Origin of the sequence: Wolbachia endosymbiont (group A) of Apotomis capreana (genome assembly GCF_964027025.1) — a bacterium.
GTDB lineage: Bacteria > Pseudomonadota > Alphaproteobacteria > Rickettsiales > Anaplasmataceae > Wolbachia > Wolbachia pipientis.
Genome location: NZ_OZ034721.1, coordinates 742,882 through 769,178, shown reverse-complemented (window position 1 = coordinate 769,178; position 26,297 = coordinate 742,882). Strand labels below are relative to the sequence as shown.

Below are 26,297 nucleotides of genomic sequence, written 5' to 3'. Positions count from 1 at the left end.
GTTCCTTTATGACGGCAGTAGCCCCTTCGGTGTCATTCCAGTGCTTGACACTGGAATGACACCAATAATTGACATTTCACTAGATATTCATTATAAATAATGGAATGCTACAAAGTATAAAAACCATATTAATAGAAGACGATAACGTTAGGCTGGATAGGTACATCAGAAGAATCTTTCCTGATCTAAAGCAATCTGTAATTGAAAAATCTTTAAGGAAAGGATTAATCAAAGTTGATGATTGCAAAGCAAAGTCCAGTGATAGAGTAAATTCTGGGCAAACTATAACGCTGAAGCACTTGCATTATATTGAAAACGCTAATTCTGATCGCAAATATAATGAAAAGTTAGTGAATCTACTAAGAGAGAACATATTATATGAAGACGAATATATACTAGCTATAAACAAACCCGCAGGGGTCATCGTTCAAGGTGGCGTAAAAGTAAAGATTAGCATGAGTGATTTGCTTGACCAAATAAGAGAGGGAGAAACATTTAAAATTGTCCATAGGCTAGATAGAGATACGAGTGGAGTGATAATATTCGCACGCAACGCTAATGTTGCCAGATACCTTATGGAAGAATTTAAAGGACGAAGAGTAAAAAAAACTTATTTAGCATTAACTTCTGGCATACCGAGCAAGGATAGTGGAACAATAGACTATCCATTGGTGAAAAAATATGTTTCAGGTCAAGAAAAAGTGGTCGTTGATGAAAATTCACCTCAGAATGCCACTACGCATTTTTCAATTATAGCAAAATCCAAACACAATGTTGCTTATTTAAAATTACAACCAATTACCGGCAGAACCCATCAGTTACGTGCACATTTAGCTCATATAAATTGCCCTATTCTTGGTGACGGTAAATATGGTGGTAAAAAAGCTTTTATTGATGGGATAGCAAATAAAATTCACCTTCATTCGCATTCTTTATCTTTAAAACTGCCAAACAATAAAGAAATCACTATCACCACTCCTATCACTAAACACATCGAAAAATCCATTGAAGCGCTATTTTTCGACTGAAACGATTTCACCAATCAACTTTTCTGTCTTTGGCTTTAATTTGAAGCACAGATATTAGGCTAATTAATGCGCAGGCAGTAAGATAAATGCCTGCTGCAAGTTTTGTTTCGGTTTTTTCTATAAGCCACATGCATATGTATGGAGAAAGGCCACCAAAAATTCCTGCAGATATATTATTTGCTAAGCTTACGCCAGTGCATCTTACTTTTGTTGGAAACAGTTCACAAATAACAGAACCATATATTCCAAAAGATGCACCTACTGGTATAGTAATCAATAAGTAAGTTATTATTACGACATAGTGGTTAACGGAAGATAATAATGGTAATACACATGTACCAATCAGAGATAGCATAATCAGTACAGGAATCATTACGCGTTTTCTTCCAACTTTATCAGATAAAATTGCAAAAAGTACCGCAGATGCTGCAAATACAACCTGTATTACTATCCTCATTAAATCTTTAACACTAATAGATAAAATAACTAGCTCTTTTATTGATATATTATAAAACATTATTGCTGCGTAGACAATTGCATTCTGAGCAATTCCCAGATTGATTGAAATAATAAGCGGTCTTTTATAGTTTCTTACTAGTTCTAACAATGGTGAATGTGCTAAATTATTAGCGTACTTATTAGTTTTATATGCTAAGCTTTCTTTTAATATGTACCTAGTTAAAAAACCTATTGTCCCCAAAAAAAAGCAAAAATAAAAAAGCAACTTCCATCCCCATATTTCATAGTTCTCACCTGTAACTCTTTTGCAGATAAATATCATTGTTATGCATAAGAGCGTTCCAAGGGCTCCGCTAAAGGGCTTCATACTTCCTAAGAAACCTAGATTTTTTTTATCTTTTGAATGCTCTATCGTAAATGCTGTATTAATGCTTGTTTCACCTCCTGCAGTTATTCCTTGCACTATTCTACAAAACACAAGCAATACAGGTGAAAGCAACCCTATTTCTTTATACCCAGGTATAATTCCCATAATTGTGGATGATATTGAAATTAATATTACTGAAGTAAGTAAAGTCTTTCTTCTGCCATACTTATCTCCCATATAACCAAAAATTACTGCACCAATTGGTCTAAACGCAAAACCAATTGCAAAAACACCAAGGAATTTGAGTGTACTCAAATAATGATCTTCTGATGGGAAAAAAACGTTGATGATTGTATCTGTTAATACTCCAAAAAGAGTGAGTTCATACCACACAATCATGTTACAGATCATGCCCGATAGTATTGCTTTTTGGATATTATTCATGGTCTTTGAATTTAACATAACCTAATATATCATTAACCGGTGCTCCTTGCTATAAAATTTTTCATTCAATAACCTTCAAGGATAATTCACGTAAATGCTTATCCTCCACCTTGGAAGGAGCACCCATTAGAACATCTTCACCTTGCTGGTTCATAGGAAAACAGATTACTTCACGAATATTTGGCTCATCAGCAAGCAGCATAACTATTCTATCAACTCCTGGTGCTATTCCACCATGAGGAGGAACACCAAATCTGAATGCACGTACAAGTGCACCGAATCTTGTATCAACTTCTCCCCGGCTATAACCTGCAATGGCAAAAGCTTTATACATGATATCCAGTTTGTTATTACGAATCGCCCCACTTGACAGTTCTATTCCATTGCAAACAAGATCATATTGGTAAGCAAGGATATCCAGTGGATTTTTGTCCTCTAAATCTTTCAGACCACCGTGTGGCATGGAGAATGGGTTATGAAAGAAATCGATTTTTTTACTTTTATCGTCATATACAAAATATGGAAAATCAATGATCCAACAAAACTTGAAGATATTATCATCTATAAGACTGAGTTCTGACCCTAAAAGAGTGCGTACTTTTCCTGCAATGTTTGCCGCCTCATTCTCTTTGTCAGAAGCAAAAAATACACTATCTCCTGGCTCTATGTTTGTTGCTTCTCTTATGTGATTTAGCCTATTTTCATCAAGAAATTTAGCAATTGGGCCTTTCGCAGTTCCATCTTTATCAAACGTTATATATCCGAGACCCTTAGCACCGAATTCTTTTTGCGCATGTTCTATCTTTTTATCAAAGAAGCTGCGTGGTTCCTCTGCTGTTTTAGGTGCAGGGATGGCTCTCACTACCATACCACGCTCAATATTGCTTTTGAAAATATTGAACCCTGAATCACGAAAAATTTCTGTAACATCGCTGATTAATAGTGGATTGCGCAGATCTGGCTTATCAGAACCATATTTAAGCATTGCTTCTTTATATGTAATACGTGGAAAATCTTTATCAACAGACTTACGAGAAAATTTAGCAAACACTCTATATAAGGTAGACTCAATAATCTGAAAGATGTCTTCTTGAGTTACAAAAGACATTTCAAGATCTAGCTGATAAAACTCTCCCGGAGAACGGTCAGCCCTTGCGTCTTCATCACGAAAACACGGTGCAATTTGGAAATATTTATCAAACCCTGAAACCATGAGCAACTGTTTGAAAATCTGCGGAGCTTGTGGCAATGCATAGAACTTGCCAGGATTTAGCCTGCTTGGCACTAGGTAGTCGCGTGCTCCTTCAGGAGAGGAAGCAGTGAGTATTGGAGTTTGAATCTCTAAAAATCCTCGCTCTATCATGAGCTTGCGGAGCTCTGCAATAATTTGTGAGCGCAAAATAATATTGTTGCGGACTTTTTCACGTCTTAAGTCAAGAAATCGATATTTAAATCTCATGTTTTCTGGGTATTCTTGCTCGCCGGTAATGCTTGCCAATATACTTCTTTCTTCTTTTGCTATTTCTTCATCAAAGTGGAACTCAACTTCCGACTCAACGCGCAAATTGTTGACTATCACCTCGATTTCTCCGGTAGAAATAGAGCTGTTTACCGTATCTTCAGTTCTAGCTTCAACTATTCCTGTAACAGTAATTACACTCTCTAATTTTAAATTTGATATCTCATCAAAAAAGTCTTTGTCATTATTAAATACTAGCTGAGTGATTCCGTAGAAGTCTCTTAAATCAACAAAAATTAGGTTACCATGGTCGCGCTTACGATATAACCATCCAGAAAGGGTAACTTCCTTTTCTACGTCGTTCTTCCTCAGTTCATTGCACGTATGAGTTTTATAGCAGTTCATATTTGTTTTACTTCTAAATTCTTTAAGAAGTATAGAAATAAACCTTATTACATACAAGCCCGTTCGTCAGATATTTGCGCAATTTTCGAAATAGAGCAGTACTGCTTTTATATTGTCTTTACCCGCAAAAAAATTGCACAATTTCTATAATTATGGTATAATAGTAAGGGTATTTTTAATGAATTAGATACAGGAAATGCCACTTACACAGATCATATTATATAGCGTAACATTACTTGCTGTAGCTGCAGTATTTCTCTTTTTGAGAAAAATATACAAAAATCGCATTAGAAAAATCATATTTCCTAGAAAAGTTTTTAAAGAAGAGTGGGAAGAAGACAGAAAATTCAATGAATTATATCAAAAAAATAAGCAAAAAGAGTTGATGAAACAACAAGAAACGCTACGCGAGAAACAAAAAGATGTGCAAGTTTATAAAGAAGATCCAGAAATAGTTGACATAGCAAAACCGGTAGGTAAATGGACAAAGATGGTTATGATGGGTAATGGTTTAATGCAGCGTTTTGCACAATTGATACATAGAGAAGGCGGACAGAAAGGATTTTGGGAGCTGTTTGTTAAAGCTCAGGCTTCAACTCAAGGTAAACATAAGGGGAAGGGCAGATAATCCATGCTTGAATGTGAAAATTTATCCTGCGCTCGTAATAATAAGGTACTATTTAAGAATCTCAGTTTTAAAGCTGAGCTAAAATCAAAGATTCTAATCACTGGTCCAAATGGTAGTGGTAAAACCAGCTTAATTAGAAGTTTATCTGGACTTTTACCACCGGTATCAGGCAATATAAGGCACTGCGGAAAAGATATATATGATGATCCAAAATCCTATATACCTTCTATGGTCTATATAGGCCATAAGAATGCCTGTAAAGATAGCTTAACTGTTGCTCAAAACGTAGAATTCTGGGCAGGAATACGAAATACTAGAGAATTGATTGTGGCAGCTATTTGTTGCTTGCAGTTGCAACCTGTACTTAATATTAGATATGGCGAACTTTCTGCAGGCTGGAAAAGGAGAGTTGCGCTTGCTCGCCTCTTGATTTCTAATGCAAACGTTTGGCTGATAGATGAACCATTTTGTAATCTTGATAGTGCAACGTGTGAATTAGTGCTGAACCTAATCTCAATACGCTCTGAGCAAAATGGTATAGTAATTATTACAGGGCATAGCTCTACAGAGCAATTGTGTGATTTTACAACGATTGATATACGTAATTTCAATAGACTTCTTGTATAGTTTTTGGCAACAACCGCTAGAAATAAAAAACTTGCTTGACAAACTCCGCCAGCCCCCTTATCATAAACACTGAAGCTATTTATTTATCTTCTCTGTACAGATTAAATGACAAAAAAACTCACGTATCTGGCGTCTCATGTTTAATTTTTTGCACTATGTGCACCTTATGTCTTTATCAAACTTCTACCTACATAAGCTGAAACGCGCTTATAAAGCGTTTAAAACATAAAAAAACGCCAACTTAAAAAATGGATAGTGAATAACTAGCTACCCTAGGGTTTCTTTTGCCTTTTTTTCTGTTTAGTAAATTTCTTAAATATTTATAGCTAAGGTTAGTTGCATTTAAAAGCAGCTGAGTCGCGGTTATTAAGCGTTTAGAATAAAAAAACGCCATACTTGAAAGTATAATGTAAGTAATTAGCCAACTACGGGGCTTCTTTTGCCTTTTTTTCTGTTTAGTAAATTTCTTAAATATTTATAGCTAAACGACAACCGTCATCCCGCTGCTTGTTAGCGGGATCTAGAGATACCGCGAATGAATCGCGGTATGACGTAGGACTGCTGTCATTCCAGTCTGGAATCCAAAAAAAAGGATGATGTCATCCGAGTAGCTTGACTACTTGGATCCAGTTTTCTTTACAAATTCACAAAAAGTGCTTCATTCTATAACGCAAAACCCATACTCACCAAACCCAATGCATTACTTGCAATTAAGTTTCTTGGATCCAAGTAGTCAAGCTACTCGGATGACACCCTTTTGGATGGAGACCAGTGTCAGCTACTTTCATGACACCATTCTTTTTTCTGGATCCAAGTAGTCAGGGCACTAGGATGACAAGAGAAAGAGGCTACTGGGATGACAGCTACCCTGACAATCGTCATCCCACTACGTGTTAGCGGGATCTAGAGATACCACGGCGGTATGACGGTTCGCAGCGGTATAGTAACTCGTCATCCCGCTGCTTGTTAGCGGGATCTCTTGTTAGCGGCTGAGATACCGCGAATGAATCGCGGTATGACGGTGTAGATAGTATCCCGCTGCTTGTTAGCGGCTAAGGGATACCGCGAAGGGATACTGCGAATGAATCGCGGTATGACGGTTAATTATTCTGCGGCGGTATGACGTAGAGCTCGCGTTAGCTATACTTTTATACTCACCAACTCAGCTGGATCCAAGTAGTCAGCTACTTGGATGACAACCTGTTGAGGCTGCGCTTACACATTCCACTTTCTATGCTCACCAAACAAATTTGCTTACTCGCAGCAAAATTTTCTGGATCCAAGTAGTCAGCTACTCGGATGACATCTTTGTGTTTGAGGCAAAACCAGCTATAACATTTCTTCGCAAACAAATGTTCGTACAGTTGTGCGCGTGATGCTGGAATCTAGACAACAATTAGATCCTATTGTCAAGCAATAAGCTACATGTGCTATTTATTTAGTAGATTAAATATAAAGTTTAAAACTCTGCTATTGACTTCCTGTAGAACTAGTGAAAACCAAACTTGCTTAAAACCACTTAATTAGTTATAGTTATAAGTTTAGGTACAGTAAAATGACAGCTTTTGTCCCCTTGATTATTTTTTTAATCTTGTATCTTGGAAGTGGTGCTTATTTTTCTTTTATCGGAACTGATAATCCACTTCATCAGGTTTCACCAGTAATATGCTTGTTACCAGCACTATTTTTTGCTGTCTCACGTGGTACAAATAAAACTCAGCATAACATCGATACTGTTATCAAGGGCATGGGTGACAAAAACACCCTTACTATGTGTTTAATTTTTTTATTTTCTGGAGCATTTTCTGCAGTTACTCAATCAATTGGTAGCGCAGACACTGTTGCTAATTTAATTCTTAATTTCCTTCCAGCAAGATTACTGCTGCCTGGAGTATTTTTGGCTTCTGCTTTTATTTCAACTGCAATTGGCACATCTATGGGAGTTGTTGCGCTGATGGCACCTATAGCTGTTAATCTGGCAAAAAGTGGAGCTTTTGGTCTCGAAATAGGAACTGCAACTGTAGTAGGTGGTGCCGTGTTTGGCGATAACCTTTCGATGATATCTGATACCACCATTGCATCTGTTTCTTCACAGGAAGCTTCAGCAAAAGATAAACTTAAAATGAACTCTAAAGTTGCACTTATTGCCAGCATTATAACACTCATCTACCTAGCAGTTGCCTCAAATAGTACAAAAATTATTTCTATATCAAATTTAGATTATTATTCTATAATAAAAATTATTCCTTACATTTCTTTAATAATCATGGGGCTGCTTGAAGTCGCCACTTTAGTAACAATAACTATAAACATAATTATTGCTGGTGTGCTAGGAATAACTTTTTTTGACTATGCTATCATTCAATTTCCTCATGACGTGTATGACGGTTTCAAAAAAGTAAACGAAATAGTGATATTTGCTCTATTTATCGGTGGATTGAGCCATATAATGTACAAGCAAGGTCAAAAAGCGTTGCATAAACTCATCGATGAAAGCAATATCACAAAAACTAAAGCTGAATTTGTGATAGCAGGAATTGCGTCTATGTTTACTACCTTAGTTGCCAATAATACCATTGCTATTTTACTAAGTGGTGGCATTGCAAAAAGGCTTGCACAAAAACACAGTATTGCGCCACATCGCAGCGCATACTTATTAGATGTTTTTGCTTGTGCTACAAAAGGTATCTTACCTTATGGTTCCCAACTATTGCTAGCAGGTAGCATCGCCTCTGTATCACCTATTTCTTTATTAACACAGGTATATTATTGCTTTATTCTAGCGGCAGTTACAATAGGCGAAATAATCATCAACAGCAGAAAAGAGAAACATTGTGCGGCTGCAACTTAGAGTTTCTCTTTTTTTACCCATAAGGAACGGAATTACTTGACACCCTTCGCCAACCCCCTTATCATGAAACTGAAGCTATTTATTTATCTTCGCAATCTGTGCAGGTTAATGACAAAAAACTTAGGGTATTTGGCGTCTCATGTTTAATTTTTCGCACTACGTGCATCGCATGTCTTTAAAAATTTTTAGGTTTTTATCTATATAAGCCGAAACGCGCTTACAAAGCGTTTAAGACAGCAAAAAACGTCAAATTGACAAGGGAGAATTTGAATGCTAGCTACTACGGGGTTTCTTTGCCTTTTTTCCTGCTTAGTAAATTTCTTAAACACTTGCGGTGTAGGTTAGTTGCAAGTTAAAAGCAGCTAAATCGCTCTTAATCAAGCGTTTTAGAATAAAAAAAACGCCGGTATTTTAGTACATGGTAAATAGCCAACCACCACGGGGCTTCTTTTGCCTTTTTTTTATTTGGTAAATTTCTTAAACATTTATAGTTACAATTTAAGAGCCCGTAAAGGGTGTCATTCCAGTGCCCCTGTGATGTATTCCAGTGCTTGACACTGGAATACAGTTTTCCATATAATCTCATCGAAAATGTTGTAACCACTTTCCATGCTAGTTTGCTTGTGAACAAGCAAACTTTTCTGGATCCCAGTGTCTGGGCACTGGGATGACAAGAGAAGGTACTAGCCTGACACCCTGACAACCGTCATCCCGCTGCTTGTTAGCGGGATCTATGCTAATGCCCTTTTATTCTTTCAATTATGTTATTTCCATTTAAATCTGTCTGTTCCGCAACTTCAGTGAATACAGTTGAATACTCCCTAAAACTGATCGTCATAACTTTACCCTACTTTGAATAATATTTTGATCATTACATATTGTAACAAAAAAAAATCAACTCATTTCTTCTAACGGCTCTATATTAAAGATAGAAAGTCCAGAAGCAATGACGTGTGCTAAGGCTTGGACAAGTTGCAGCGGTGAGATCTTTCTTATATTTTTAATTGTGTAATCTCCTGTGTTTGTAAATGTTTTTTCTATGCCCCACTGCAGTAATAAGTACTCTGCACTCTGAATGATTTATGCTGTAAATTATACAGTAGTTGCTAACCCTTATCCTATATTGCCCTCTAAAGCTATGACATAAAGGCTTTCCTAGATTAAAAGGATCAACTGTAAGGCGTTTCTTTATGGCCTCCTGAACCATTAATTTAATCTTTGCCGGAAGAGCTGGAATTTCTTTTTCAATAACATTTTTTAAGAATTTTATAGTGTAAGTTTTATTTCCAGATGTTTTCATCATCCTCTACTTCTTCTTCACCTTCAGAGAGGCGATCGTCAGCTATTTTGGATAGCTCTACATCTTCTTCGAACTCTTCTTCCACTAAATCTACTAAAACTTCAGGAATAGTTTTATTTTGAGTCTCTGCCATTTCTGTAAGATACTGAGCCAATTTACTGTCAAAACTTACATTAACATTGAGCTTTTTTTGACTGTGAGCCATATATTAACCAGAAAATACTACTATAAACTATAACATTTTTACTTAATTTTGTCAACTTCTCTATTCGTTGAAAAAACAATCTTGCATAAAAAAATCAACTCATCTCTTCCAAAGGCTCTATATTGAAGATAGAAAGTCCAGAAGCGATGACGTGTGCTAAGGCCTGCACGAGAAACATTCTTGCAGCGGTGAGGTTTAAGTTGTCTTCCAGTATGAAACGCATGTTTAAATCACTCTTGCCATACCCCCATAAAACGTGAAACGCTTCTGCAACTTCAAGTAAGTAGAAAGTAATTCTGTGTGGCTCACAAAGCCTTGCTGCAATTTCTACCACATCTGGCCACTTTGCTAAGGTTTTTATGAGGAAGAGCTCTCCACCTGTCCTTAAAAGTGAAGGATCTGCTGTTGGGAGCTCTTTTGGAGCATTACGCATTAACGAATGAGCACGAGCATGCGCATATTGCACGTAAAAAATAGGGTTGTCTTTTGACTGTTCTTTAACTTTAGCAAAATCAAAGTCCAAGACCATATCATTCTTGCGTGTTAGCATTATAAAACGAGTTATGTCCCTGCCAACTTCTTCCACTACATCTCTTGCTGTTAGGAAGTTTCCTGATCTTTTGGACATCTTAACAGGTTTGCCGTTCTCGAAAAAATTCACAATATTATGCAGTTTTACCTCTATTTTTGCTTGATCATCACTGAGCGCAGAGACGACTGCTTTGAGTCTTTTGACATAACCGCCGTGGTCACTACCAAGCTCTACGATCATATTGTTAAAACCACGCGATATCTTATCAAAATGGTAAGCAATATCCGAGGCAAAATAAGTCCAACTGCCGTCCTCTTTTTTCAGTGCGCGGTCAACATCATCGCCAAATTTTGTAGAGCGAAATAACATTTCTTTTCTGGAAGTCCAATTTTCACTTTCTTTGCCTTTTGGTTTCTCCAAGTACCCTTCATACACTAGACCCTTGTCAGACAATATCTTTATACTCTCTTCAATTTTGCCACTTTTTTGTAGCTCATACTCTGAAGTAAAAACATCATGACTTACTCCAAGTAAGTTCATGTCTTCCTTTATGATTTCTAAGATAGAACTTAAAGTATAGTCTCTAATCACTTGATTATCTTGCTTTTCTAGAAGCTCTGCGCCATATTTTTTGGCCAGCCCAGTCCCTATTGGTTTTAAATATTCACCTGGGTATAAACCTTTTTCGATGCTGATTTTTTCTCCCAGAGCTTCTTTGTACCGCAGATATACTGACTTTATTAGTGTATCTATCTGCGCTCCAGCATCATTAATATAGTATTCCTTAGTAACTTTATAACCAACTTTTTTCAATAAATTTGCCAGAACGTCACCAAATACTGCCCCTCTTGCATGACCAATATGCAGTGGACCAGTTGGATTTGCAGATACAAATTCAACATTAATGGCCTGATTGTTCCCTATATCTAGGGTGCCAAACTCTGTTTTTAGCTCATTTATTTGTTTTAAAATTCCATGCCACACTTCTATTTTTAAGTGCATGTTGATGAAACCAGAGCCTGCTATTTCCACTTTTGCAACTTCATCAAAAAGTTCAAATTCTTTGGCTAAAACCTCTGCAATTTCAATGGGATTCTTCTTTTCATGCTTTGCAAGCACCATAGCAACATTTGTGTAAATGTCTCCATGGACTCTATTGCTTGGAGGCTCTATGATAAAGTTTGCTGCACTTGTGCTTATAACACCCCTTTGTTTCAACTCATTCAATTTACTAAAGATTAGAGAAGAAATCTGCTTAAAAATGTTCATTCACTATATTGCTATAAAATCTATAGCAGTATAGTGAATAAGTGGGACTAGTTGAAGGTTTATCTTAACTATTTTATCTTCCTGGATCAGAGTTTATATTAAGTCGTTGCCGTAACCATGGTAAGAGAAAGCCATACCTTCGCTGTAACCATCATTACCAGCATCAGGCTCTTCAACATCATCAGTTACTACCTGATCTTCAGTTGTGATTTTATCCTTGATCGTCTCGTCTACACCCTCATCACTATAAGAAAATTTGTTAGTATATGAATAGCGATTATTGATTTTATCACTATAGTTATGTTTTAACATAGAGACCTCCTATACAGTCAAAATTGGAATTACATTAAGATAGAACAAGCTATGAATATAACGTGAATGAAAGAAACTACAGATCACGAAATTTCCGGATAACTATGGAACCATTATAAAATAATAAAATTAAAAATTTAATAATTTTAATTATAAATCTAGCATATCAACTAACGGTATGATTTAAATTTTCTTTCAATTCCACTGTATCTTCGCCAGTTTTGCATATAGCCCGTCTTTACTTATTAGAGAGTCATGAGTGCCTACTTCTTCTACTTTTCCATGATTAATTACTATAATCTTGTCAGTCTTGAGTGCGGTTGATAGCCTGTGTGTAATTACGATTGTTGTTCTGTTTTGCATTAACTTGCTCAATGCTTTTTGCACGAGGTTCTCACTTTTGTAATCAAGGGCAGAGGTTGCTTCATCCAGTATTAAAACCTGAGGATTGTTGAGTATGGCCCTTGCTATTACAATACGTTGTTTTTGTCCTTCAGAAAGTTTTAATCCTCTTTTTCCTACAAATGTATCAAATTTATCAGGCAGCTTATCAATAAATTCCATCGCATAAGCGCTGATGGCTGCTTGCTTCACTTCCTCATATTCGGCACCTGGTTTGCCATATAGTATATTTTCCATTATTGAGCAAGAGAATATCATGTGATCTTGTGGCACTAAGCCAAACAACGATCTGAGGTCATTTAGCGCAATTGACTTAATATTGTGCCCATCGATAGTAATGCTACCTTTGTTTGGATCATGAAAACGGAGCAGAAGCTTTAAAATGGTGCTTTTACCACTGCCAGATGGTCCAACAATTGATACTGCTTGACCTGCCTCTATAGAAAATGATACGTTATTTAACGCTGGCTTATCAGACTGAGATTCATAAAAAAATGTTACGCCATTAAACGAAATTCCCTTTTGAACACTACAAATTTTTATAGGATCATCGGGATCTGCTATAGAGCTTTTCATATTTTTAAATTCAAATAAACGCTCTACTATTCCAAGACCTCGTTGTAAATCACTGATATTATCGCTCAAATTATTTATAGCTCCTGCCGCAAGCGCTGAATAAAACACAAATGAGGAGAGTTCTCCAATAGTTATATTATTGCTTAAGACTTCTTTAATACCAAAAAAGAGCAAAACAACTAGTGAACCTATCACACACGTGATAACTAGAGTTACTAAAATAGCACGCAAGAGTACTAATTTTACGTATGATTTTGATACTGAGTTTAAATGTTCCTTAAAACGGATTTTTTCGTTTTCCTCGAGTACAAACGATTTGATAGTCACTATAGATCTAAAATTTTCCTCACTAAATGACGCAAGCTCACTTAATTTATCCTGGGCAAAGCGTGCATGGCTACGCACTTTTTTTCCAAGTGAGGTCATGATAATGAGTAGTATAGGTATTATTGCGGCTGCATACGCAGTTAGTTGTATATTTGTATACAATAACATAGCAACACTACCAATCAGAATCACAAAATTTCGTAATATGGTTAGTAAGCTGCTGTTTATTATTGATTGCAGCACAGAGGTATCAGTAATTAACGCTGAGATAACATCTTGTACGCCTGTGTTCTCAAAGAAACTTGGTTGCAAGTTAGTGATACTGCTATATAAGTCATATCTGATTCTTGCGATAACTTTCTCGCTGCCAATGCCAATGAAATATAACCGAGTAAATGCAGTGAGAGAAATGGCTAAAACTATAAGTATTGCAACTAATAGTTTGGTAGTAAAATCGTGCTCTGTGCCAGAATCAATTATATTGCTTAAGCCTCTGCCAAAGAGGAGGATCGTTAAGGCTGAAAATAAAACTGCAATAAAAGCTATGACAAAATAGGATAGATTAGGCTTTATATAGTAAAATAACTGCCTAATATTAGATCGCATCGTATTTTAAAGTTTCTAAAGTTAAGTATATAGATTCTAGTTTCAGGGGAAAGGGGAAAGGTGTAGTATGAAGCAATTTAGGTTCTGCAGCTGTTATAGTCCACCAAGAAAGGGTAGTAGCCCGCAGAAACGAAAAACTTGCTTGACAAACTCCGCCAGTCCTCTTATCATGGTATTGAAGGTATTCAGTTATCTTCATCTGTGCAGATTAAACAGCAAGAAAACAACGTAGTTGGCGTCTTATTTTTAATTTTTTGCACTATGTGCACCTTATGTCTTCACAACATTTCTAGGTTTTTACCTATATAAGCTGAAACGCGCTTATAAGTCGTTTAAGACAGTATAGTACGCCAATTTGCAGGATTAGAGAGTGACAACTAGCTAACACGGGGTTTCTTTTGCCTTTTTTTCTGCTTAGTAAATTTCTTAAACATTTAAACTAAGGTGAGTTGCATTTAAAAGCAGCTAAATTGCAGTGTTTAAGACTTAAAAAACGCCAATACTGAAAATAGACAATGACTAGGCAGTGTCGACATTTATTTTAACCAAAGATAAATGCCAGCAATGTGAACAAAAGACAGAAAAGCTATGGCCAATTTGTCGTAGCGTGTAGCAACTCTGCGGAAGTGCTTGATTTTGTTGAACATCCTTTCGATTAAGTTTCTCTCTTTATACAATTCTTTGTCATATTCTCTTGGTGTTTTTCTGTTGGAACGCGGTGGGATTACTGGCTCAGCATTTACAGCTTCTGCAGCCTCAATCATATAATTTGCGTCATACCCTTTATCGGCAATAAGTGCCTCCATGTTCTTGCCTTCTATCAGGTCTAAAGCTTTTACGTAATCCGATCTTTGCCCTGCAGTAACAAAGAATCTCAGTGGGTTGCCCAAAGCATCACAAGCAGCGTGTAATTTGCTTGAAAATCCTCCTTTGCACCGTCCCAGCTCTTGTTCTTGTCTACCAGTTTCCACATTTTTTTCTTGCACCAGCAGCATGTTGATGTGCCCTGATTATTGTTGAGTCTATCATGAGCCACTCTGTGTCTCCATTAACAGCTAATGTGTTGAAAATCATCTGCCAAACACCAGATTTTGCCCACCTTATAAAACGTTTATGTACACTTGACCATTTTCCATACTCAGCCGGCAATGCTCTCCATGTTGCTCCTGTTCTACCTATCCACATTATTGCAGCTACGAATCTCCTGTTATCTTTTGCGCTTCTTCCTCTATCTCCTTCCTTACCTGGCAGACTGTTTTTTATTCTCTCCCATTGCTCATCTTTTAAATCATATAGCATTCTCTTTACCTATTAATAAAGAGTACTCTATATCACTATTTTTTTTATGTCGACAAGACCTAGGGCTTCTTTTGCCTTTTTTTTCGTTTGGTAAATTTCTTAAGTATTTATGGCTAAACGACAATCGTCATCCCGCTACATGTTAGCGGGATCTATGTTAAGGTATGACGGTTAAGTAAGGGATCTATGTTAAGAGATACCGCGGCGGTATGACGGTTCGTGGCGGCGTGACGATAAGCTCGTCATCCCGCTACGTGTTAGCGCCGCGGCGGTATAGCTATACTTAAAAATATGGTTGAATAGTTGTTAATAATAGTGTATAATTATTAATCTTTTCTCAGTATTTTTACTATGGCTCTTTCTAAATTTCTCGATCCAAAGTTAGATTTAACATTTAAGAAAATCTTTGGCACTGAAAAAAATAAGAATATTCTTATCCATTTTTTAAACGATATTTTAGGATGTACTGAAGTCAACACTATACAAGAAGTAGAATTCTTAAGCACCATTATGGACCCTGAAATTGCTTCTGATAAACAAAGCATTGTTGATGTTCTTTGCAGGGATTCTAGTGGAAACAGGTATATAATTGAGATGGTGCGACCTGAAAGTCTTCGGTCATATTGTTTAAAAGGAGAGGAATTCATTCAGAAAGAAACTGAAAGGATTCTAAAACTTATTAAACCAGATGTTTTGCCGTCTGAGTCTACGCATCAGTGCGAATCGGGCAACCGGTTGGTGCCAAGCGATGCGGACAATGAACCTCCTCTTGAAAAAGAAGATGCTCAATCGTGAGAGGGGCATAAACTGCAAGCATCATGTGGTTGGAGGGCTAGGCTAGTGGTATGGTGAACGTAAGTGAAGCTTTATAAGTACCGATACGATGAAAGAGCTAAAGATGCTGATAAGCTCTGACCAAAAGGTAATGTGGATAAGTTACATTTTTTCATTTCTAGATGTACGCAAATAATAACTCCACCGGTATAGAGAAGCCACCTAACCCACTATTGTATGACTGGAGAAACAGGGTAAGCCTGTATTTTCGCCTACATGGCAAGCAAACCGCAAGGAATGCTGATGGAAGTGCAGGTAAAGGAGAATGGAGAAAGCGAATGCCATTTTGTAACGAAATGGATAGAATTTGTAACATTAATTCGCGTGAAAACGAGCAGACTTCCGTTTGGTCCCTCGTGACAAGAAACTTTGTTAACCACTTAAGGTAGGAAAGCAGATGATTACAAGTAAACCTGTAAGTGCATCTACCAAAAGCTTTGAAGCATGGAAGCAGTTGCCATGGAAGAAATGCCAGAAAGTTATTGTGAGGCTACAAAGACGTATTGTTAAGGCTGTCCAAGAAGGAAGATGGGGTAAGGTAAAAACTTTACAACATCTTCTCACACGCTCTTTTAGCGGAAAAGCTTTGGCTGTTAAGAGAGTAACTGAAAACCAAGGAAAAAACACAGCGGGTGTAGATCGTCAACTATGGTCAACTTGCAATGCTAAATTTCAAGGAATAAAGCAGTTAAAGCAAAGAGGATATAAACCTTCTCCGCTAAAACGGATTTATATCAGTAAATCTAATGGCAAAAGAAGACCTCTTGGAATACCCACGATAAAAGATAGAGCCATGCAAGCATTATATCTGTTTGCTCTGGAACCGATAGCTGAAACGATCAGTGATCGTCACTCCTATGGCTTTAGACCTAAAAGATCCTGTGCAGATGCTACAGTAGCTTGTCATTTGTTACTGGCAAGTCGTAATCAACTACAATGGATACTTGAAGGTGATATCAAAGGATGCTTTGACAACATTAATCATGAATGGCTTATGAAGCATATTCCTATGGAGAAAAAAATTCTGCATAGTTGGTTAAAAGCTGGCTTCCTAGAATCAAAAACTCTGTATCCCACAACTGCAGGTACCCCGCAAGGTGGTATAATTTCTCCAATACTAGCCAATTTAGCCTTAAACGGACTTGAAAAGTTATTGGAAAGTCGATTTGGTAAACTCGGCAGTAGAAAAAGAAACAAAATCAGAAGTGGAGTGAATGTAATCAGATACGCAGACGACTTTATTATTTCAGATTTCACACATGAAGTACTGGAAAAGGAAGTTAAGCCTTCAGTATCATCTTTTCTTCATGAGCGAGGTTTAATTCTGTCAGAAGAGAAGACAAAGATTACATCTATCACAACAGGGTTTGACTTTCTTGGTTGTAATGTACGTAGATATAATAAGAAGTTAATTATTAAACCTTCGAAAGAAAGTATTAAAAGACTTCTTAATAAAGCACGTACATTGATAAAAGCAAATATAGCGAACACTCAGGCTATAGTAATTAAGTCACTCAACTCTCTACTGAGAGGATGGGGAAATTACTATCACCATGTGTGTGCTAAAAAAGCGTTTAGAAAGATCGACAATGAAATTTGGCATAGTTTATGGAAATGGGCAAAGAAAAGACATCCTCGTAAAGGATTACGTTGGATAAAGAATCGTTACTTCAAAGTAATGGGTCAACGCCAATGGGTTTTTGCTGCACCCCTATGCAAGAACAAACCAAAAGAGATACGGTATTTAAGACTGCTTAAGCTGATTGATATACCTATCAGACGACATGTTAAAATCAGAGCGGATGCAAATCCCCTTGACTTAAAATGGAAAAAGTATTTTGATGAGAGAGTGAAACGAACAAGAATGTTAGCAAGCTCTTTCTCAAGAGAAGGTTCTCTACTGTTGGTGTCACCATTAAGAATGATGTTTCCTGAGGAATCATGAAGGACAAGCCGGTTCTAGAAAAGAAGAACTTAGATAAGGGGCTCAAGCGTAGTGTTGGGAAACCTGCATGCTGCGTTTCTAAGGGAGGGGGTAGTAGTAATACTGCTTCCTTACCTGACCAGCTCACTCGTGATAAAGGCTTTGAAAAACGCGCACAACTTTATGCTGCTAAGGCTTACTCAAGACAAGCTGATAAATCTGGTAAATACGTTGATTTAAAGAAGATTTTCTTTATCGCGATTTCAAATTGTACCTTATTCCCTGATAAGCTTGACTATATATCTAGCCATACCATAAGAGATGAAAAAACCAATGAGCATGACTTAAAAGATTTTCAATTTATCTTCATAGAGCTGCCAAAATTTCCTAAGAGTAGAGAAGAACAACTAGAAAGTGTAGTAGACCGTTGGCTATTTTTTTTCAAATATGCAGATGAAACAACGGACGAAGATCTCAGAAAAATTGCGGAAAAATCACCAATAATAAAGCTAGCATATGATGAATTAGATAAGTTTCACTGGAATGAAAAAGATCTAGTAGCTTATGAAGAAAGAATAATGGATCTGCGCAAAGAAGAAGCCATTCTTGAATATAGACTTGATCTTGCTAAAGAGGAAGGTAGAAAAGAGAGGGAAATTGAAGTCGCAAAGAATCTACTTAAAGCAGGTGTTTCTTTTAATATTATAGCTCAAACTACTGGTCTTTCTATGAGTGAGATCAAAGAATTGCAGAATTAAGTGTGAATGGTTACGAAAAATATAAGTTTTTGCGATAAACGACATAGTGATGTATTTGTTGTTCAGCATGTCAGTGGAATATTTTCTGGTATCTGTTCAGATGCATGGCTAATGCTGAAACAAAAATTCCAGTGCTCCTTTTTTTGTCATCCCAGTCTGGGATCCAGATTGGGCACTAAGTTGGTAAACACGAAAGCGCTTTACAACGTTTTTGATGGAACTGTGCAAAAGGACTGGATACCAGTGTCAGCTACTTGCATGACACCCATTTGTTCCTATAGTTGCTTTTCTCGTCTACCTTATTTTGCCACTCATCTGAACAGATACCCATTTTGGAGGGATACCAATAATAGTTGTGAGCGGTACAAGTTTAGTCCATATACCTTCCAAGCATAACACGCTCACGAAACTTTAATGCGATAGCTTGGTTTCTACTGAAAGACAGCATTATGCCAAGTGCGATGCTCGAAGATAAAAGAGAAGAACCACCATAGCTAAGTAACGGCAGGGTTATGCCGGTGGTTGGAAAAACACTCAATGTTACCCCTATGTTTATTATGAATTGTGTGATGAATTGAATTGAGATACCGAGAATCACCAACAGATTAAATAATTCATTTTCCCTATATGCAATGTAAAGCAAGCGGGCGGAAATGATGCCAAATAACATCAATGTGGCTAAGCACGTAATCAAACCAAATTCTTCTGCTAAAACAGAAAACACAAAATCTGTATGGCAATCAGGAAGAGAGGCTTTTACGCTACCTTCACCAGGCCCAACTCCAGTTAATTGACCTCTTTTGAATGCTTCTAATGATTTTGTGACTTGAAAGTTATCGCGCTGCGTAAAAAAGACAAAATTGTAAATCCTTTGCTTTATATGCGGGAGGCATAAGTAAGCTATTGTAGTTCCAGTTGTGGCCATTCCTATTATGCATAGAAAGTATAAAAATGGTATACATGCAATAAACATTTGACCGATAAAAGAATATGTTAAAAGCATAGACATACTGAAATCAGGTTGCAAAAGTAACAACACAAAAACTAACAGAAATATTATGATTGATATGTGTATTTTAAACTTCATTTCGCTGGCCAAGATACTAGCTATAACAACAGAAAAAAATGGCCTTACGAACTCAGATGGTTGAACAGAAATTTTGACAATATGTAACCATCGTTTCGCACCTTTTACCTCTATACCAAGTATTATCGCAATTGCTACTAGAATAGTAAATAAAATGAAACCTGCGAACGAGAGGTTAAGTATAGTTCTTGTGTTGAGAAAAGAAAATGTTACCAAGGTAATTAGTGACAGGACTATATAAATTGTGTGACGCCGTATAAAATAATCTTGTGGTAAAGAAAGACGCTGCGCAATTACAGGGCTTGCTGAATAAACAAGAATGAAGCTTATAGTGAGCAAAAAAAACACTGGAAGGATGAGATAATAATCCAGCGTTCTATACCAGAGTTTAATATTCATTTTGTTCCAATGTGTAATGCCACTATTCCATAGCTCATATTATGAAACTCAACATTCTTAAAGCCTACCTCTTCAATTTCCATTTTAAAATCAGCCTGAGTTGGAAATTCTCTGATGCTCTTCACTAAATATTCATAAGAACTCTTGTCTTTAGCAACTATGCTGCCAATTTTAGGAATTACTTTAAATGAATATAAGTCATAAAGTTTGGTAAATATCTCATTTTGATAGTGCATAGGGGCAAATTCTAAGCAGATAAATTTCCCATGTGGTTTTAATACCCTGTGCGCCTCATTTAAAGCCTTCTTGCGGTCAGAAACATTTCGAATGCCAAAAGCTATTGTGCAATAATCAAATTCGGAGTCTTCAAATGGTAAACTTTCTGCACTTGCACATACCCAATCAAAATTAATTTGGTTTGAATTTATAGCTTTATCACGTCCTCTGCTTAGCATGTTTTGATTTATATCGCATACTGTAACCTTAGCACTTGGCTCTTTTCTTACTATTCTTATTGCTATATCTCCAGTTCCTCCAGCAACATCTAAAACCTTAGAGTTTTTTGTAAAATGCACACTATTTACCATCCTATCTTTCCATAATCTGTGCATTCCGAGGCTCATTATATCATTCATGGTGTCGTAGCGACTTGCCACGGAATCGAATACCTCTTTAACTAATTGCGATTTCTTCTTGATTTTTATAGTAGACATTACGTAAAAACTCCTTTATAATTAGTAAAAATTAATTTGAATTAACACAAATGTCAACGACAAGCCTTGAGCCTGTTAAAATCTTCTTCAGCGTGGTATGATGACCGAGTTAGTGGGCTTGATGCAACCACTAGGAACCCTTTGGAGTAAGCGATATATTTATAATGCTCAAATTCCTCTGGGGTAACATACCTATCAAGTTTTGCATGTTTTGGAGTTGGTTGTAGATATTGACCAATTGTAATAAAATCAACCTCAGCACTGCGCAAATCGTCCATAACCTGCAGTATTTCCTCTTTTGTTTCTCCAAGACCAACCATAAGCCCTGACTTTGTGAAAACTTTAGGATTAATCTGCTTTACCATCTTCAGTAAATATAGTGAATGAAAATAGCGAGCTCGTGGTCTTATTTTTGCATACAATCTCGGCACTGTTTCAATATTGTGGTTATAGACATCAGGTGATGCAACAGCGATTGCTTCAAATGCTCCTTTCTTATTTAAAAAATCAGGAGTTAAAATCTCTATTGTTGTTTCTGAAGTTATCTTTCTAATTTCTTCTATGCACTGTATAAACTGATTTGCGCCACCATCTGGCAAATCATCACGATCAACGGAAGTAATGACAACATGTTTTAAGTTTAACTTTTTTATCGCTTTTGCTAAATTTTCTGGCTCATGAGGGTCTAGTTTATCAGGAATGCCAGTTGCAACGTTGCAAAATGCACAAGCACGAGTGCAAACAGAACCAAGAATCATCACAGTAGCATGACGTTTATTCCAACATTCACCAATATTTGGACATGCAGCCTCTTCGCACACTGTATGCAAGTTATGCAGTTTAACGATGTTTAAGGTCTCATTGAATACTTCACCGGTCGGAGCTTTTGCTCTGAGCCATGGAGGCTTACTATGCATCTGAAACTGCTAACTCTACCTCTTGCTTTACTAAAACTTTTTTCAACCTTCTTTTTATCTTCTGCGCTTTCTCACTTAGTTTAATCGTTCTTGTGTTGAGCAAAAAAGCATCTAAATCACCTTTGTAATCTATAGTTCTCAAAGTTCTTGTTGCCACACGAAATCTAAACTTTTTATTCAATATATCACTTGTTAACGTAACCTTATGTAAATTTAAAAGAAAGGTACGCTTTGTTTTACGATTCGAATGTGATACCTTATTACCAAAAGATTTTTTTCTATTTGTTAATTCACAAACTCTACTCACTTCAATATACCAAATTATTCTATGTACTTAGATTACCTTATATAGTCAAATAGTCAATACTCTCTTGCTTAATTTTTATACCATATACTGCTTTATAACCAAAAAATATCGTAATTTTTTCTATTATAAGAGAAATCATATGCTGAATTTCCAATGCTTTGCTGCCATTTGTTACTACCAGATGCAACACACCCGAATTTATATTCTGTGCATATGAGATCTTTTTCGGTTTTGTACACTCTGCTATTTCTTTCCCTACTATATTTCGCCAGTTTAAAATAAGACGTATTTCATTTTTGCTAATCTTATTTTTCATGCATTTTAATGCATAGTTTTCTATTATAGACTTTAATTTTTTTGGACCGCTACGTTTGAGCATTTTTCTGTTTTTTTAGTAGGTAGATAATATAAAAGTATACATATAACTTGAGATTTTGTCATTACTGCTACATGTTTGTGAGATACCGTGACGGTATGACCATAATCGTCACTCCGCAACGCATATTGCATAGTCGTCATTCCGCCGCGGAATCTAGCCCTGGTCACGCTACTTAGATGACAACCTTCTAACTGCTTTACAAACCTCTAGCCTCACACCGTAAAAGCAGTATTTTTATGCAAAACTTATCTCAACGTAGCACTTGTCAAGATCGTTCCATTCAAAAATTTTTGTTTTGCCTCATAATTAACCTTATAGCTGTTTTAATTGTAATTAGTTAAATTATTATTAACTTGCCAGGCTAGATCCAAAAAATAGCATAATCAATATGCAAATTGTAATAGAAATCACGTTTGCGTATGGTTTATTGCTATGCGGTTAATCTTTCCTCAATCCAAGCTGCTTGAATAGCTTCGAGTATTTTTTCGTTACAGCGTTTTTCATCATCATCAAATTCCTCTAAACTCAAGACCTTTTTTTTAAGCTCAGTGAATCTGATACTAATTATATTCTCATTTGGAAATTTTTCCTCCAGAGCTTCCACAATATCTTCTATATCAAGCCATTTCATACTTTTTTGTATTTATCTGCTAAGTTAAATTGGTGCCCATGGGGAGACTTGAACTCCCAAGGTCGCAAAACCCACGGATTTTAAGTCCGCTGCGTCTACCGATTCCGCCACACGGGCTTTTTTTATCTATCTAGAGTAAAACTCTACTACTAAATTGACTTCCATGTCTGCTGAATAAGGAACCTCAGAATATTGAGGTGACCTCAAATACTTCACTGAATGCTCTTTACTATCTGCTTCTAAATAATCCGGAGCCTTGCGCTCTTGTTTTTGTTCAGCCTCTACTACTACAGGGATTTTTGCTGCCCTTTCTCTTATTTTTATTATATCACCTGGCTTCACTCGATAACTCGATATGTTAACCACCTTATCATTAACTGTAACGTGCTTGTGAGATATGAGCTGCTTTGCTGAGTAAATTGTTGGAACAAGACCAGAGTGGTATAAAACAGAACTTAATCTCGATTCTAAGATACCGATAAAATTATCAGCCGTATAACCCTTTCTGTTATAAGCATCTAAAAATGTACGTCTGAGCTGCTTACTTGAAATCGCATAGTAAAACTTAAATTTCTTATGCGCAGCAAACTGCTTACCAAAGTCGGATAACTTCTTGAATCCAAGAATACCATGTTGACCTGGAGGGTATTTCCTTTTGTTTACTGGGTCTTTAGCTCTACCCCATAAATTTACACCAAGTCTACGGCTAATCCTATACTTTCTAGTGATAACAGTTGTCATATAAAAACTCTCACGATTCAACTCTAGATTATTAAGGATTTTAGCACTCAGTGTCAACTTGTTTTTGCTGGTATAATCTTTTATACTTCATTTTTAAGTTTTTCTATTAACACATGAATCATTCACATTTAAAATCTATGGCAAACGCCATCCGTTTTTTATCAATTGATGCAGTACAAAAAGCAAACTCTGGACACCCAGGTATGCCACTTGGCATGGCAGATGTTGCAACTGTTTTGTTTGCTAAATATCTGAATCATAATCCTGATGATTCTAAATGGTTCAATAGAGATCGCTTTGTTTTATCAAACGGCCATGGGTCAATGTTACTATACTCAATATTATATTTGACAGGTTATATTAGCATAGATGAGCTAAAAAACTTCAGGCAAATGAGATCCAAGACCCCAGGTCATCCAGAGTTTGGCTTGACTTCCGGGGTAGAGGCAACGACAGGCCCTTTAGGGCAGGGGTTTGCCGCTGCTGTTGGCATGGCACTTGCTGAATCGATTCTTAAAGAACAATTTGGAGATAGCTTAATTAATCACTACACTTACGTGATGCTAGGGGATGGCTGTCTTATGGAAGGAATAAGCCATGAAGCAGCATCACTTGCTGGGCATCTTAAATTGAATAAGCTTATAGCTCTTTTTGATGATAATGATATTTCTATAGATGGCGCTACTTGCCTTTCCTGTTCTGACGATGTAGAGAAACGCTTCTTAGCGTATGGATGGAATGTTGACAAAATTGATGGCCATGATTTTGATGCCATATCCCTTGCAATAGAGCAAGCAAAAAAGTCTGATAAACCTACAATGATCTGCTGCAAAACTATTATCGGAAAATTTTCAAGCCGTGCTGGCACATCCTCTGCTCACAGTGGTGCTTTTTCGGAGGAAGACATAAAACAGATGAGAGAGAAATTAAACTGGAATTATGAACCATTCCATGTACCAGAAGATGTGAAAAATGCCTGGAAGAAAACTGTTGAGAGAGCAAAACAAAACTACACGATGTCATTCCAGCGCGTGACCAGGAAAGAAGAAAAAGAATGGATCCCAGTGTCAAGCACTGGGATGACAGAAGAGAATGCTGGGATGACAGGGTATCATGCAGAACTTCAAAGACGGTTAGATAAACATCTACCAGATAATATCGCTGGTGTTTTAGCTGACCTGAAGAAACAAATATGTGAGCTAATGCCAAACGAAGCTACACGTTCTTCTTTCGGCATGGTAATGGAACTTTTAACACAACATATGCCGGAATTAATCGGCGGTTCTGCTGATCTTACCGGGTCAAATTGCACTAAATATAAGCACATGCAGGTAATAAATAGCAATAATTATAGTGGCTCTTATGTCCACTATGGAGTGAGAGAACACGCTATGGCAGCTTGTATGAATGGTATGGCACTTCACGGCGCGATTCTTCCTTATGGCGGCACTTTTTTGGTATTTTCTGACTATTGTCGTCCTGCTATACGTCTTTCAGCTCTGATGAAGCAGCAGGTTATGTATGTCATGACTCACGACTCAATTGGAGTGGGAGAAGATGGCCCAACTCATCAGCCAATAGAGCATTTAGCCTCTTTGCGTGCTATACCAAATCTATATGTTTTTAGGCCAGCCGATGCAGTTGAAACTCTGGAGTGTGTTAGCATTGCACTCGAAAAGAAAGAATCTCCAGCACTGTTTGCGCTCTCAAGGCAAAACGTAAGTTACATGCGCAAGTTCTACTCTGATATCGATCAATCTGCTAATTTATCGAAGTTTGGTGCATATATTTTGTGTGAATGTTCAAAAGAATTAAAAGTGACGATATTTGCTACGGGGTCCGAGGTTGAAATTGCAGTTGAAGCAAGGGAGAAATTGCAGGAAAAGGGTATAGGTACAAGGATTGTTTCTATGCCATGCTGGAGGCTTTTTGACGAGCAAAGCGATGAATATAAAGCGGCAATATTAAATAATGACAGCATTAAAGTTGCAATTGAAGCCGGAAGTGAAATGGGTTGGCATAAATACATAGGTTCAAACGGTATATTTATTGGCATGAAAAGCTTCGGAGAATCAGCACCTTATAAAACACTTTATGAGCATTTTAATATCAACGCTGATCATGTGGTAAAATGTGTGTGTGAGAAGTTAGGTTGCATTCAGTAAACCTCTTGCATAACCATATGAAAGCCCACTCTTCTTTGTCATTCCAGCGCGTGACGTTATTTCCATCCAAGATGGTGTCATTCCAGTGCTCCTTTTTTTGTCATCCCAGTGCGTGACACTGGGATCTAGCCTTTATTATTTGGTTGAAATTAAGTCTTCTGGATCCCAATGTCAGCTACTTTCATGACATCATCATAAAGTAAAATGAGATCCCAGTGCGTGACACTGGGATAACAGGAGAAGGAGGCTACTTAGAGAGGATGTCATTCCAGCACTTGACACTGGAATCCAGTTTTCCATCCAAGACGGTGTCATCCCAGTGCTTGACACTGGGATGACACCTTTT

25 protein-coding genes, 1 tRNA gene and 2 pseudogenes are annotated in these 26,297 nt (G+C 36.9%); 11 read left to right on the top strand and 17 right to left on the bottom strand.

Translation table 11 applies throughout. From position 1 onward, the window contains the following. Window positions 1–104: 104 nt before the first annotated feature. Window positions 105–1,028, top strand: a complete 924-nt coding sequence (locus tag AAGD50_RS03835) for an RluA family pseudouridine synthase (protein ID WP_265041163.1) — start codon at window positions 105–107, stop codon at window positions 1,026–1,028. A gap of 7 nt (window positions 1,029–1,035) precedes the next feature. Here the strand turns inward: AAGD50_RS03835 and AAGD50_RS03830 are convergent, their stop codons facing one another. Continuing rightward, window positions 1,036–2,298, bottom strand: a complete 1,263-nt coding sequence (locus tag AAGD50_RS03830; RefSeq protein ID WP_006280528.1) for an MFS transporter — start codon at window positions 2,296–2,298, stop codon at window positions 1,036–1,038. A 61-nt stretch (window positions 2,299–2,359) separates the two neighbouring features. After that, the gene (aspS, locus tag AAGD50_RS03825) at window positions 2,360–4,162 is read right to left on the bottom strand and encodes an aspartate--tRNA ligase (RefSeq protein ID WP_007548818.1); all 1,803 of its coding nucleotides are present in this window, start codon (window positions 4,160–4,162) and stop codon (window positions 2,360–2,362) included. A 196-nt stretch (window positions 4,163–4,358) separates the two neighbouring features. Between aspS and AAGD50_RS03820 the strand changes: the two genes are divergently transcribed. The 4 genes from AAGD50_RS03820 (at window position 4,359) to AAGD50_RS03805 (ending at window position 8,268) form a co-directional block, all read left to right on the top strand. Then, the gene (locus tag AAGD50_RS03820) at window positions 4,359–4,790 is read left to right on the top strand and encodes a hypothetical protein (RefSeq protein WP_174515653.1); all 432 of its coding nucleotides are present in this window, start codon (window positions 4,359–4,361) and stop codon (window positions 4,788–4,790) included. Between the two features lie 3 nt (window positions 4,791–4,793). Further along, a complete protein-coding gene (gene ccmA / locus AAGD50_RS03815; protein WP_155968378.1) occupies window positions 4,794–5,417 on the top strand; it encodes a heme ABC exporter ATP-binding protein CcmA in 624 nt (207 codons plus the stop codon). 771 nt (window positions 5,418–6,188) lie between these two features. Continuing rightward, window positions 6,189–6,314, top strand: a complete 126-nt coding sequence (locus tag AAGD50_RS03810) for a hypothetical protein (RefSeq protein WP_264705915.1) — start codon at window positions 6,189–6,191, stop codon at window positions 6,312–6,314. A gap of 658 nt (window positions 6,315–6,972) precedes the next feature. Beyond that, complete coding sequence (locus AAGD50_RS03805) at window positions 6,973–8,268, top strand: Na+/H+ antiporter NhaC family protein (protein ID WP_341809997.1); 1,296 nt, start codon at window positions 6,973–6,975, stop codon at window positions 8,266–8,268. Window positions 8,269–8,786: 518 nt separating this feature from the next. On the opposite strand, the gene AAGD50_RS03800 is transcribed toward AAGD50_RS03805, so the two are convergent. The 7 genes and pseudogenes from AAGD50_RS03800 to AAGD50_RS03770 form a co-directional block, all read right to left on the bottom strand. After that, window positions 8,787–8,942, bottom strand: a complete 156-nt coding sequence (locus AAGD50_RS03800; RefSeq protein WP_167347043.1) for a hypothetical protein — start codon at window positions 8,940–8,942, stop codon at window positions 8,787–8,789. 326 nt (window positions 8,943–9,268) lie between these two features. Next, the gene (locus AAGD50_RS03795) at window positions 9,269–9,568 is read right to left on the bottom strand and encodes a type II toxin-antitoxin system RelE family toxin (protein ID WP_264724191.1); all 300 of its coding nucleotides are present in this window, start codon (window positions 9,566–9,568) and stop codon (window positions 9,269–9,271) included. Continuing rightward, the gene (locus tag AAGD50_RS03790; RefSeq protein WP_010962565.1) at window positions 9,549–9,773 is read right to left on the bottom strand and encodes a hypothetical protein; all 225 of its coding nucleotides are present in this window, start codon (window positions 9,771–9,773) and stop codon (window positions 9,549–9,551) included. The genes AAGD50_RS03795 and AAGD50_RS03790 overlap by 20 nt, the downstream gene beginning before the upstream one ends. Before the next feature lie 94 nt (window positions 9,774–9,867). Next, window positions 9,868–11,574: an arginine--tRNA ligase gene (argS, locus tag AAGD50_RS03785; RefSeq protein WP_264724192.1), complete on the bottom strand. Its 1,707-nt coding sequence runs from the start codon at window positions 11,572–11,574 to the stop codon at window positions 9,868–9,870. Between the two features lie 93 nt (window positions 11,575–11,667). Then, entirely contained in the window at window positions 11,668–11,886 is a 219-nt protein-coding gene (locus tag AAGD50_RS03780; RefSeq protein WP_010962563.1) for a hypothetical protein, read from the bottom strand. 195 nt (window positions 11,887–12,081) lie between these two features. Next, complete coding sequence (locus AAGD50_RS03775; RefSeq protein WP_264724193.1) at window positions 12,082–13,797, bottom strand: ABC transporter ATP-binding protein; 1,716 nt, start codon at window positions 13,795–13,797, stop codon at window positions 12,082–12,084. A 536-nt stretch (window positions 13,798–14,333) separates the two neighbouring features. Further along, window positions 14,334–15,096: pseudogene (locus tag AAGD50_RS03770) on the bottom strand (IS5 family transposase). Between the two features lie 351 nt (window positions 15,097–15,447). On the opposite strand from AAGD50_RS03770, the pseudogene AAGD50_RS03765 reads away from it, so the two are divergent. The 4 genes and pseudogenes from AAGD50_RS03765 to AAGD50_RS03750 form a co-directional block, all read left to right on the top strand. Beyond that, window positions 15,448–15,693: pseudogene (locus tag AAGD50_RS03765) on the top strand (PD-(D/E)XK nuclease family transposase); the annotation flags it as partial. Between the two features lie 359 nt (window positions 15,694–16,052). Then, window positions 16,053–16,319 carry a hypothetical protein gene (locus tag AAGD50_RS03760; RefSeq protein ID WP_338482311.1) on the top strand — a complete coding sequence of 89 codons (267 nt, stop codon included), beginning with the start codon at window positions 16,053–16,055 and terminating at the stop codon, window positions 16,317–16,319. Window positions 16,320–16,327: 8 nt separating this feature from the next. Next, on the top strand, window positions 16,328–17,875 hold the full coding sequence (gene ltrA / locus AAGD50_RS03755) for a group II intron reverse transcriptase/maturase (RefSeq protein ID WP_341809996.1): 1,548 nt from the start codon (window positions 16,328–16,330) through the stop codon (window positions 17,873–17,875). After that, window positions 17,872–18,612, top strand: a complete 741-nt coding sequence (locus AAGD50_RS03750; RefSeq protein ID WP_341809995.1) for an Rpn family recombination-promoting nuclease/putative transposase — start codon at window positions 17,872–17,874, stop codon at window positions 18,610–18,612. The genes ltrA and AAGD50_RS03750 overlap by 4 nt, the downstream gene beginning before the upstream one ends. A 370-nt stretch (window positions 18,613–18,982) precedes the next feature. Here the strand turns inward: AAGD50_RS03750 and AAGD50_RS03745 are convergent, their stop codons facing one another. From AAGD50_RS03745 to rpsD, 8 genes are all read right to left on the bottom strand, one after another. Further along, entirely contained in the window at window positions 18,983–20,098 is a 1,116-nt protein-coding gene (locus AAGD50_RS03745) for an FtsW/RodA/SpoVE family cell cycle protein (RefSeq protein ID WP_264339356.1), read from the bottom strand. After that, entirely contained in the window at window positions 20,095–20,811 is a 717-nt protein-coding gene (gene ubiE / locus AAGD50_RS03740; protein ID WP_264724116.1) for a bifunctional demethylmenaquinone methyltransferase/2-methoxy-6-polyprenyl-1,4-benzoquinol methylase UbiE, read from the bottom strand. Before ubiE ends, AAGD50_RS03745 begins: the two co-directional genes overlap by 4 nt. A gap of 53 nt (window positions 20,812–20,864) precedes the next feature. Then, window positions 20,865–21,728, bottom strand: coding sequence for a lipoyl synthase (gene lipA, locus AAGD50_RS03735; RefSeq protein ID WP_264724115.1), 864 nt, complete (start codon window positions 21,726–21,728; stop codon window positions 20,865–20,867). Beyond that, the gene (gene rpmB, locus AAGD50_RS03730; protein ID WP_006279619.1) at window positions 21,721–22,035 is read right to left on the bottom strand and encodes a 50S ribosomal protein L28; all 315 of its coding nucleotides are present in this window, start codon (window positions 22,033–22,035) and stop codon (window positions 21,721–21,723) included. The genes lipA and rpmB overlap by 8 nt, the downstream gene beginning before the upstream one ends. Window positions 22,036–22,072: 37 nt before the next feature. Then, on the bottom strand, window positions 22,073–22,414 hold the full coding sequence (locus AAGD50_RS03725) for a DUF721 domain-containing protein (RefSeq protein ID WP_010082513.1): 342 nt from the start codon (window positions 22,412–22,414) through the stop codon (window positions 22,073–22,075). Window positions 22,415–22,844: 430 nt separating this feature from the next. Beyond that, window positions 22,845–23,045 carry a Fe-S cluster assembly protein IscX gene (gene iscX, locus AAGD50_RS03720; protein WP_007552114.1) on the bottom strand — a complete coding sequence of 67 codons (201 nt, stop codon included), beginning with the start codon at window positions 23,043–23,045 and terminating at the stop codon, window positions 22,845–22,847. Window positions 23,046–23,075: 30 nt separating this feature from the next. Then, a tRNA-Leu gene (locus AAGD50_RS03715) sits at window positions 23,076–23,162 on the bottom strand. A 9-nt stretch (window positions 23,163–23,171) separates the two neighbouring features. Beyond that, window positions 23,172–23,786: a 30S ribosomal protein S4 gene (rpsD, locus tag AAGD50_RS03710; protein ID WP_010962555.1), complete on the bottom strand. Its 615-nt coding sequence runs from the start codon at window positions 23,784–23,786 to the stop codon at window positions 23,172–23,174. Window positions 23,787–23,899: 113 nt separating this feature from the next. On the opposite strand from rpsD, the gene tkt reads away from it, so the two are divergent. Together tkt and AAGD50_RS03700 are read left to right on the top strand one after the other, a co-directional pair. Beyond that, the gene (tkt, locus tag AAGD50_RS03705) at window positions 23,900–25,951 is read left to right on the top strand and encodes a transketolase (RefSeq protein WP_265024660.1); all 2,052 of its coding nucleotides are present in this window, start codon (window positions 23,900–23,902) and stop codon (window positions 25,949–25,951) included. A gap of 215 nt (window positions 25,952–26,166) precedes the next feature. Beyond that, window positions 26,167–26,289 carry a hypothetical protein gene (locus AAGD50_RS03700; protein WP_264724113.1) on the top strand — a complete coding sequence of 41 codons (123 nt, stop codon included), beginning with the start codon at window positions 26,167–26,169 and terminating at the stop codon, window positions 26,287–26,289. Window positions 26,290–26,297: the final 8 nt, after the last annotated feature.

Excerpts from the sequence above, each read along its gene's own strand:
- AAGD50_RS03795 (WP_264724191.1), bottom strand. The coding sequence starts at position 9,568 with ATGAAAACATCTGGAAATAAAACTTACACTATAAAATTCTTAAAAAAT.
- AAGD50_RS03725 (WP_010082513.1), bottom strand. The coding sequence starts at position 22,414 with ATGCTCAAACGTAGCGGTCCAAAAAAATTAAAGTCTATAATAGAAAAC.
- AAGD50_RS03820 (WP_174515653.1), top strand. The coding sequence starts at position 4,359 with ATGCCACTTACACAGATCATATTATATAGCGTAACATTACTTGCTGTA.
- AAGD50_RS03790 (WP_010962565.1), bottom strand. The coding sequence starts at position 9,773 with ATGGCTCACAGTCAAAAAAAGCTCAATGTTAATGTAAGTTTTGACAGT.
- iscX (WP_007552114.1), bottom strand. The coding sequence starts at position 23,045 with ATGAAATGGCTTGATATAGAAGATATTGTGGAAGCTCTGGAGGAAAAA.
- tkt (WP_265024660.1), top strand. The coding sequence starts at position 23,900 with ATGAATCATTCACATTTAAAATCTATGGCAAACGCCATCCGTTTTTTA.
- aspS (WP_007548818.1), bottom strand. The coding sequence starts at position 4,162 with ATGAACTGCTATAAAACTCATACGTGCAATGAACTGAGGAAGAACGAC.
- AAGD50_RS03775 (WP_264724193.1), bottom strand. The coding sequence starts at position 13,797 with ATGCGATCTAATATTAGGCAGTTATTTTACTATATAAAGCCTAATCTA.
- ltrA (WP_341809996.1), top strand. The coding sequence starts at position 16,328 with ATGATTACAAGTAAACCTGTAAGTGCATCTACCAAAAGCTTTGAAGCA.
- AAGD50_RS03835 (WP_265041163.1), top strand. The coding sequence starts at position 105 with ATGCTACAAAGTATAAAAACCATATTAATAGAAGACGATAACGTTAGG.
- ccmA (WP_155968378.1), top strand. The coding sequence starts at position 4,794 with ATGCTTGAATGTGAAAATTTATCCTGCGCTCGTAATAATAAGGTACTA.
- rpsD (WP_010962555.1), bottom strand. The coding sequence starts at position 23,786 with ATGACAACTGTTATCACTAGAAAGTATAGGATTAGCCGTAGACTTGGT.
- ubiE (WP_264724116.1), bottom strand. The coding sequence starts at position 20,811 with ATGTCTACTATAAAAATCAAGAAGAAATCGCAATTAGTTAAAGAGGTA.
- lipA (WP_264724115.1), bottom strand. The coding sequence starts at position 21,728 with ATGCATAGTAAGCCTCCATGGCTCAGAGCAAAAGCTCCGACCGGTGAA.
- AAGD50_RS03760 (WP_338482311.1), top strand. The coding sequence starts at position 16,053 with ATGTACGCAAATAATAACTCCACCGGTATAGAGAAGCCACCTAACCCA.
- AAGD50_RS03830 (WP_006280528.1), bottom strand. The coding sequence starts at position 2,298 with ATGAATAATATCCAAAAAGCAATACTATCGGGCATGATCTGTAACATG.
- AAGD50_RS03780 (WP_010962563.1), bottom strand. The coding sequence starts at position 11,886 with ATGTTAAAACATAACTATAGTGATAAAATCAATAATCGCTATTCATAT.
- AAGD50_RS03750 (WP_341809995.1), top strand. The coding sequence starts at position 17,872 with ATGAAGGACAAGCCGGTTCTAGAAAAGAAGAACTTAGATAAGGGGCTC.
- AAGD50_RS03745 (WP_264339356.1), bottom strand. The coding sequence starts at position 20,098 with ATGAATATTAAACTCTGGTATAGAACGCTGGATTATTATCTCATCCTT.
- argS (WP_264724192.1), bottom strand. The coding sequence starts at position 11,574 with ATGAACATTTTTAAGCAGATTTCTTCTCTAATCTTTAGTAAATTGAAT.
- AAGD50_RS03805 (WP_341809997.1), top strand. The coding sequence starts at position 6,973 with ATGACAGCTTTTGTCCCCTTGATTATTTTTTTAATCTTGTATCTTGGA.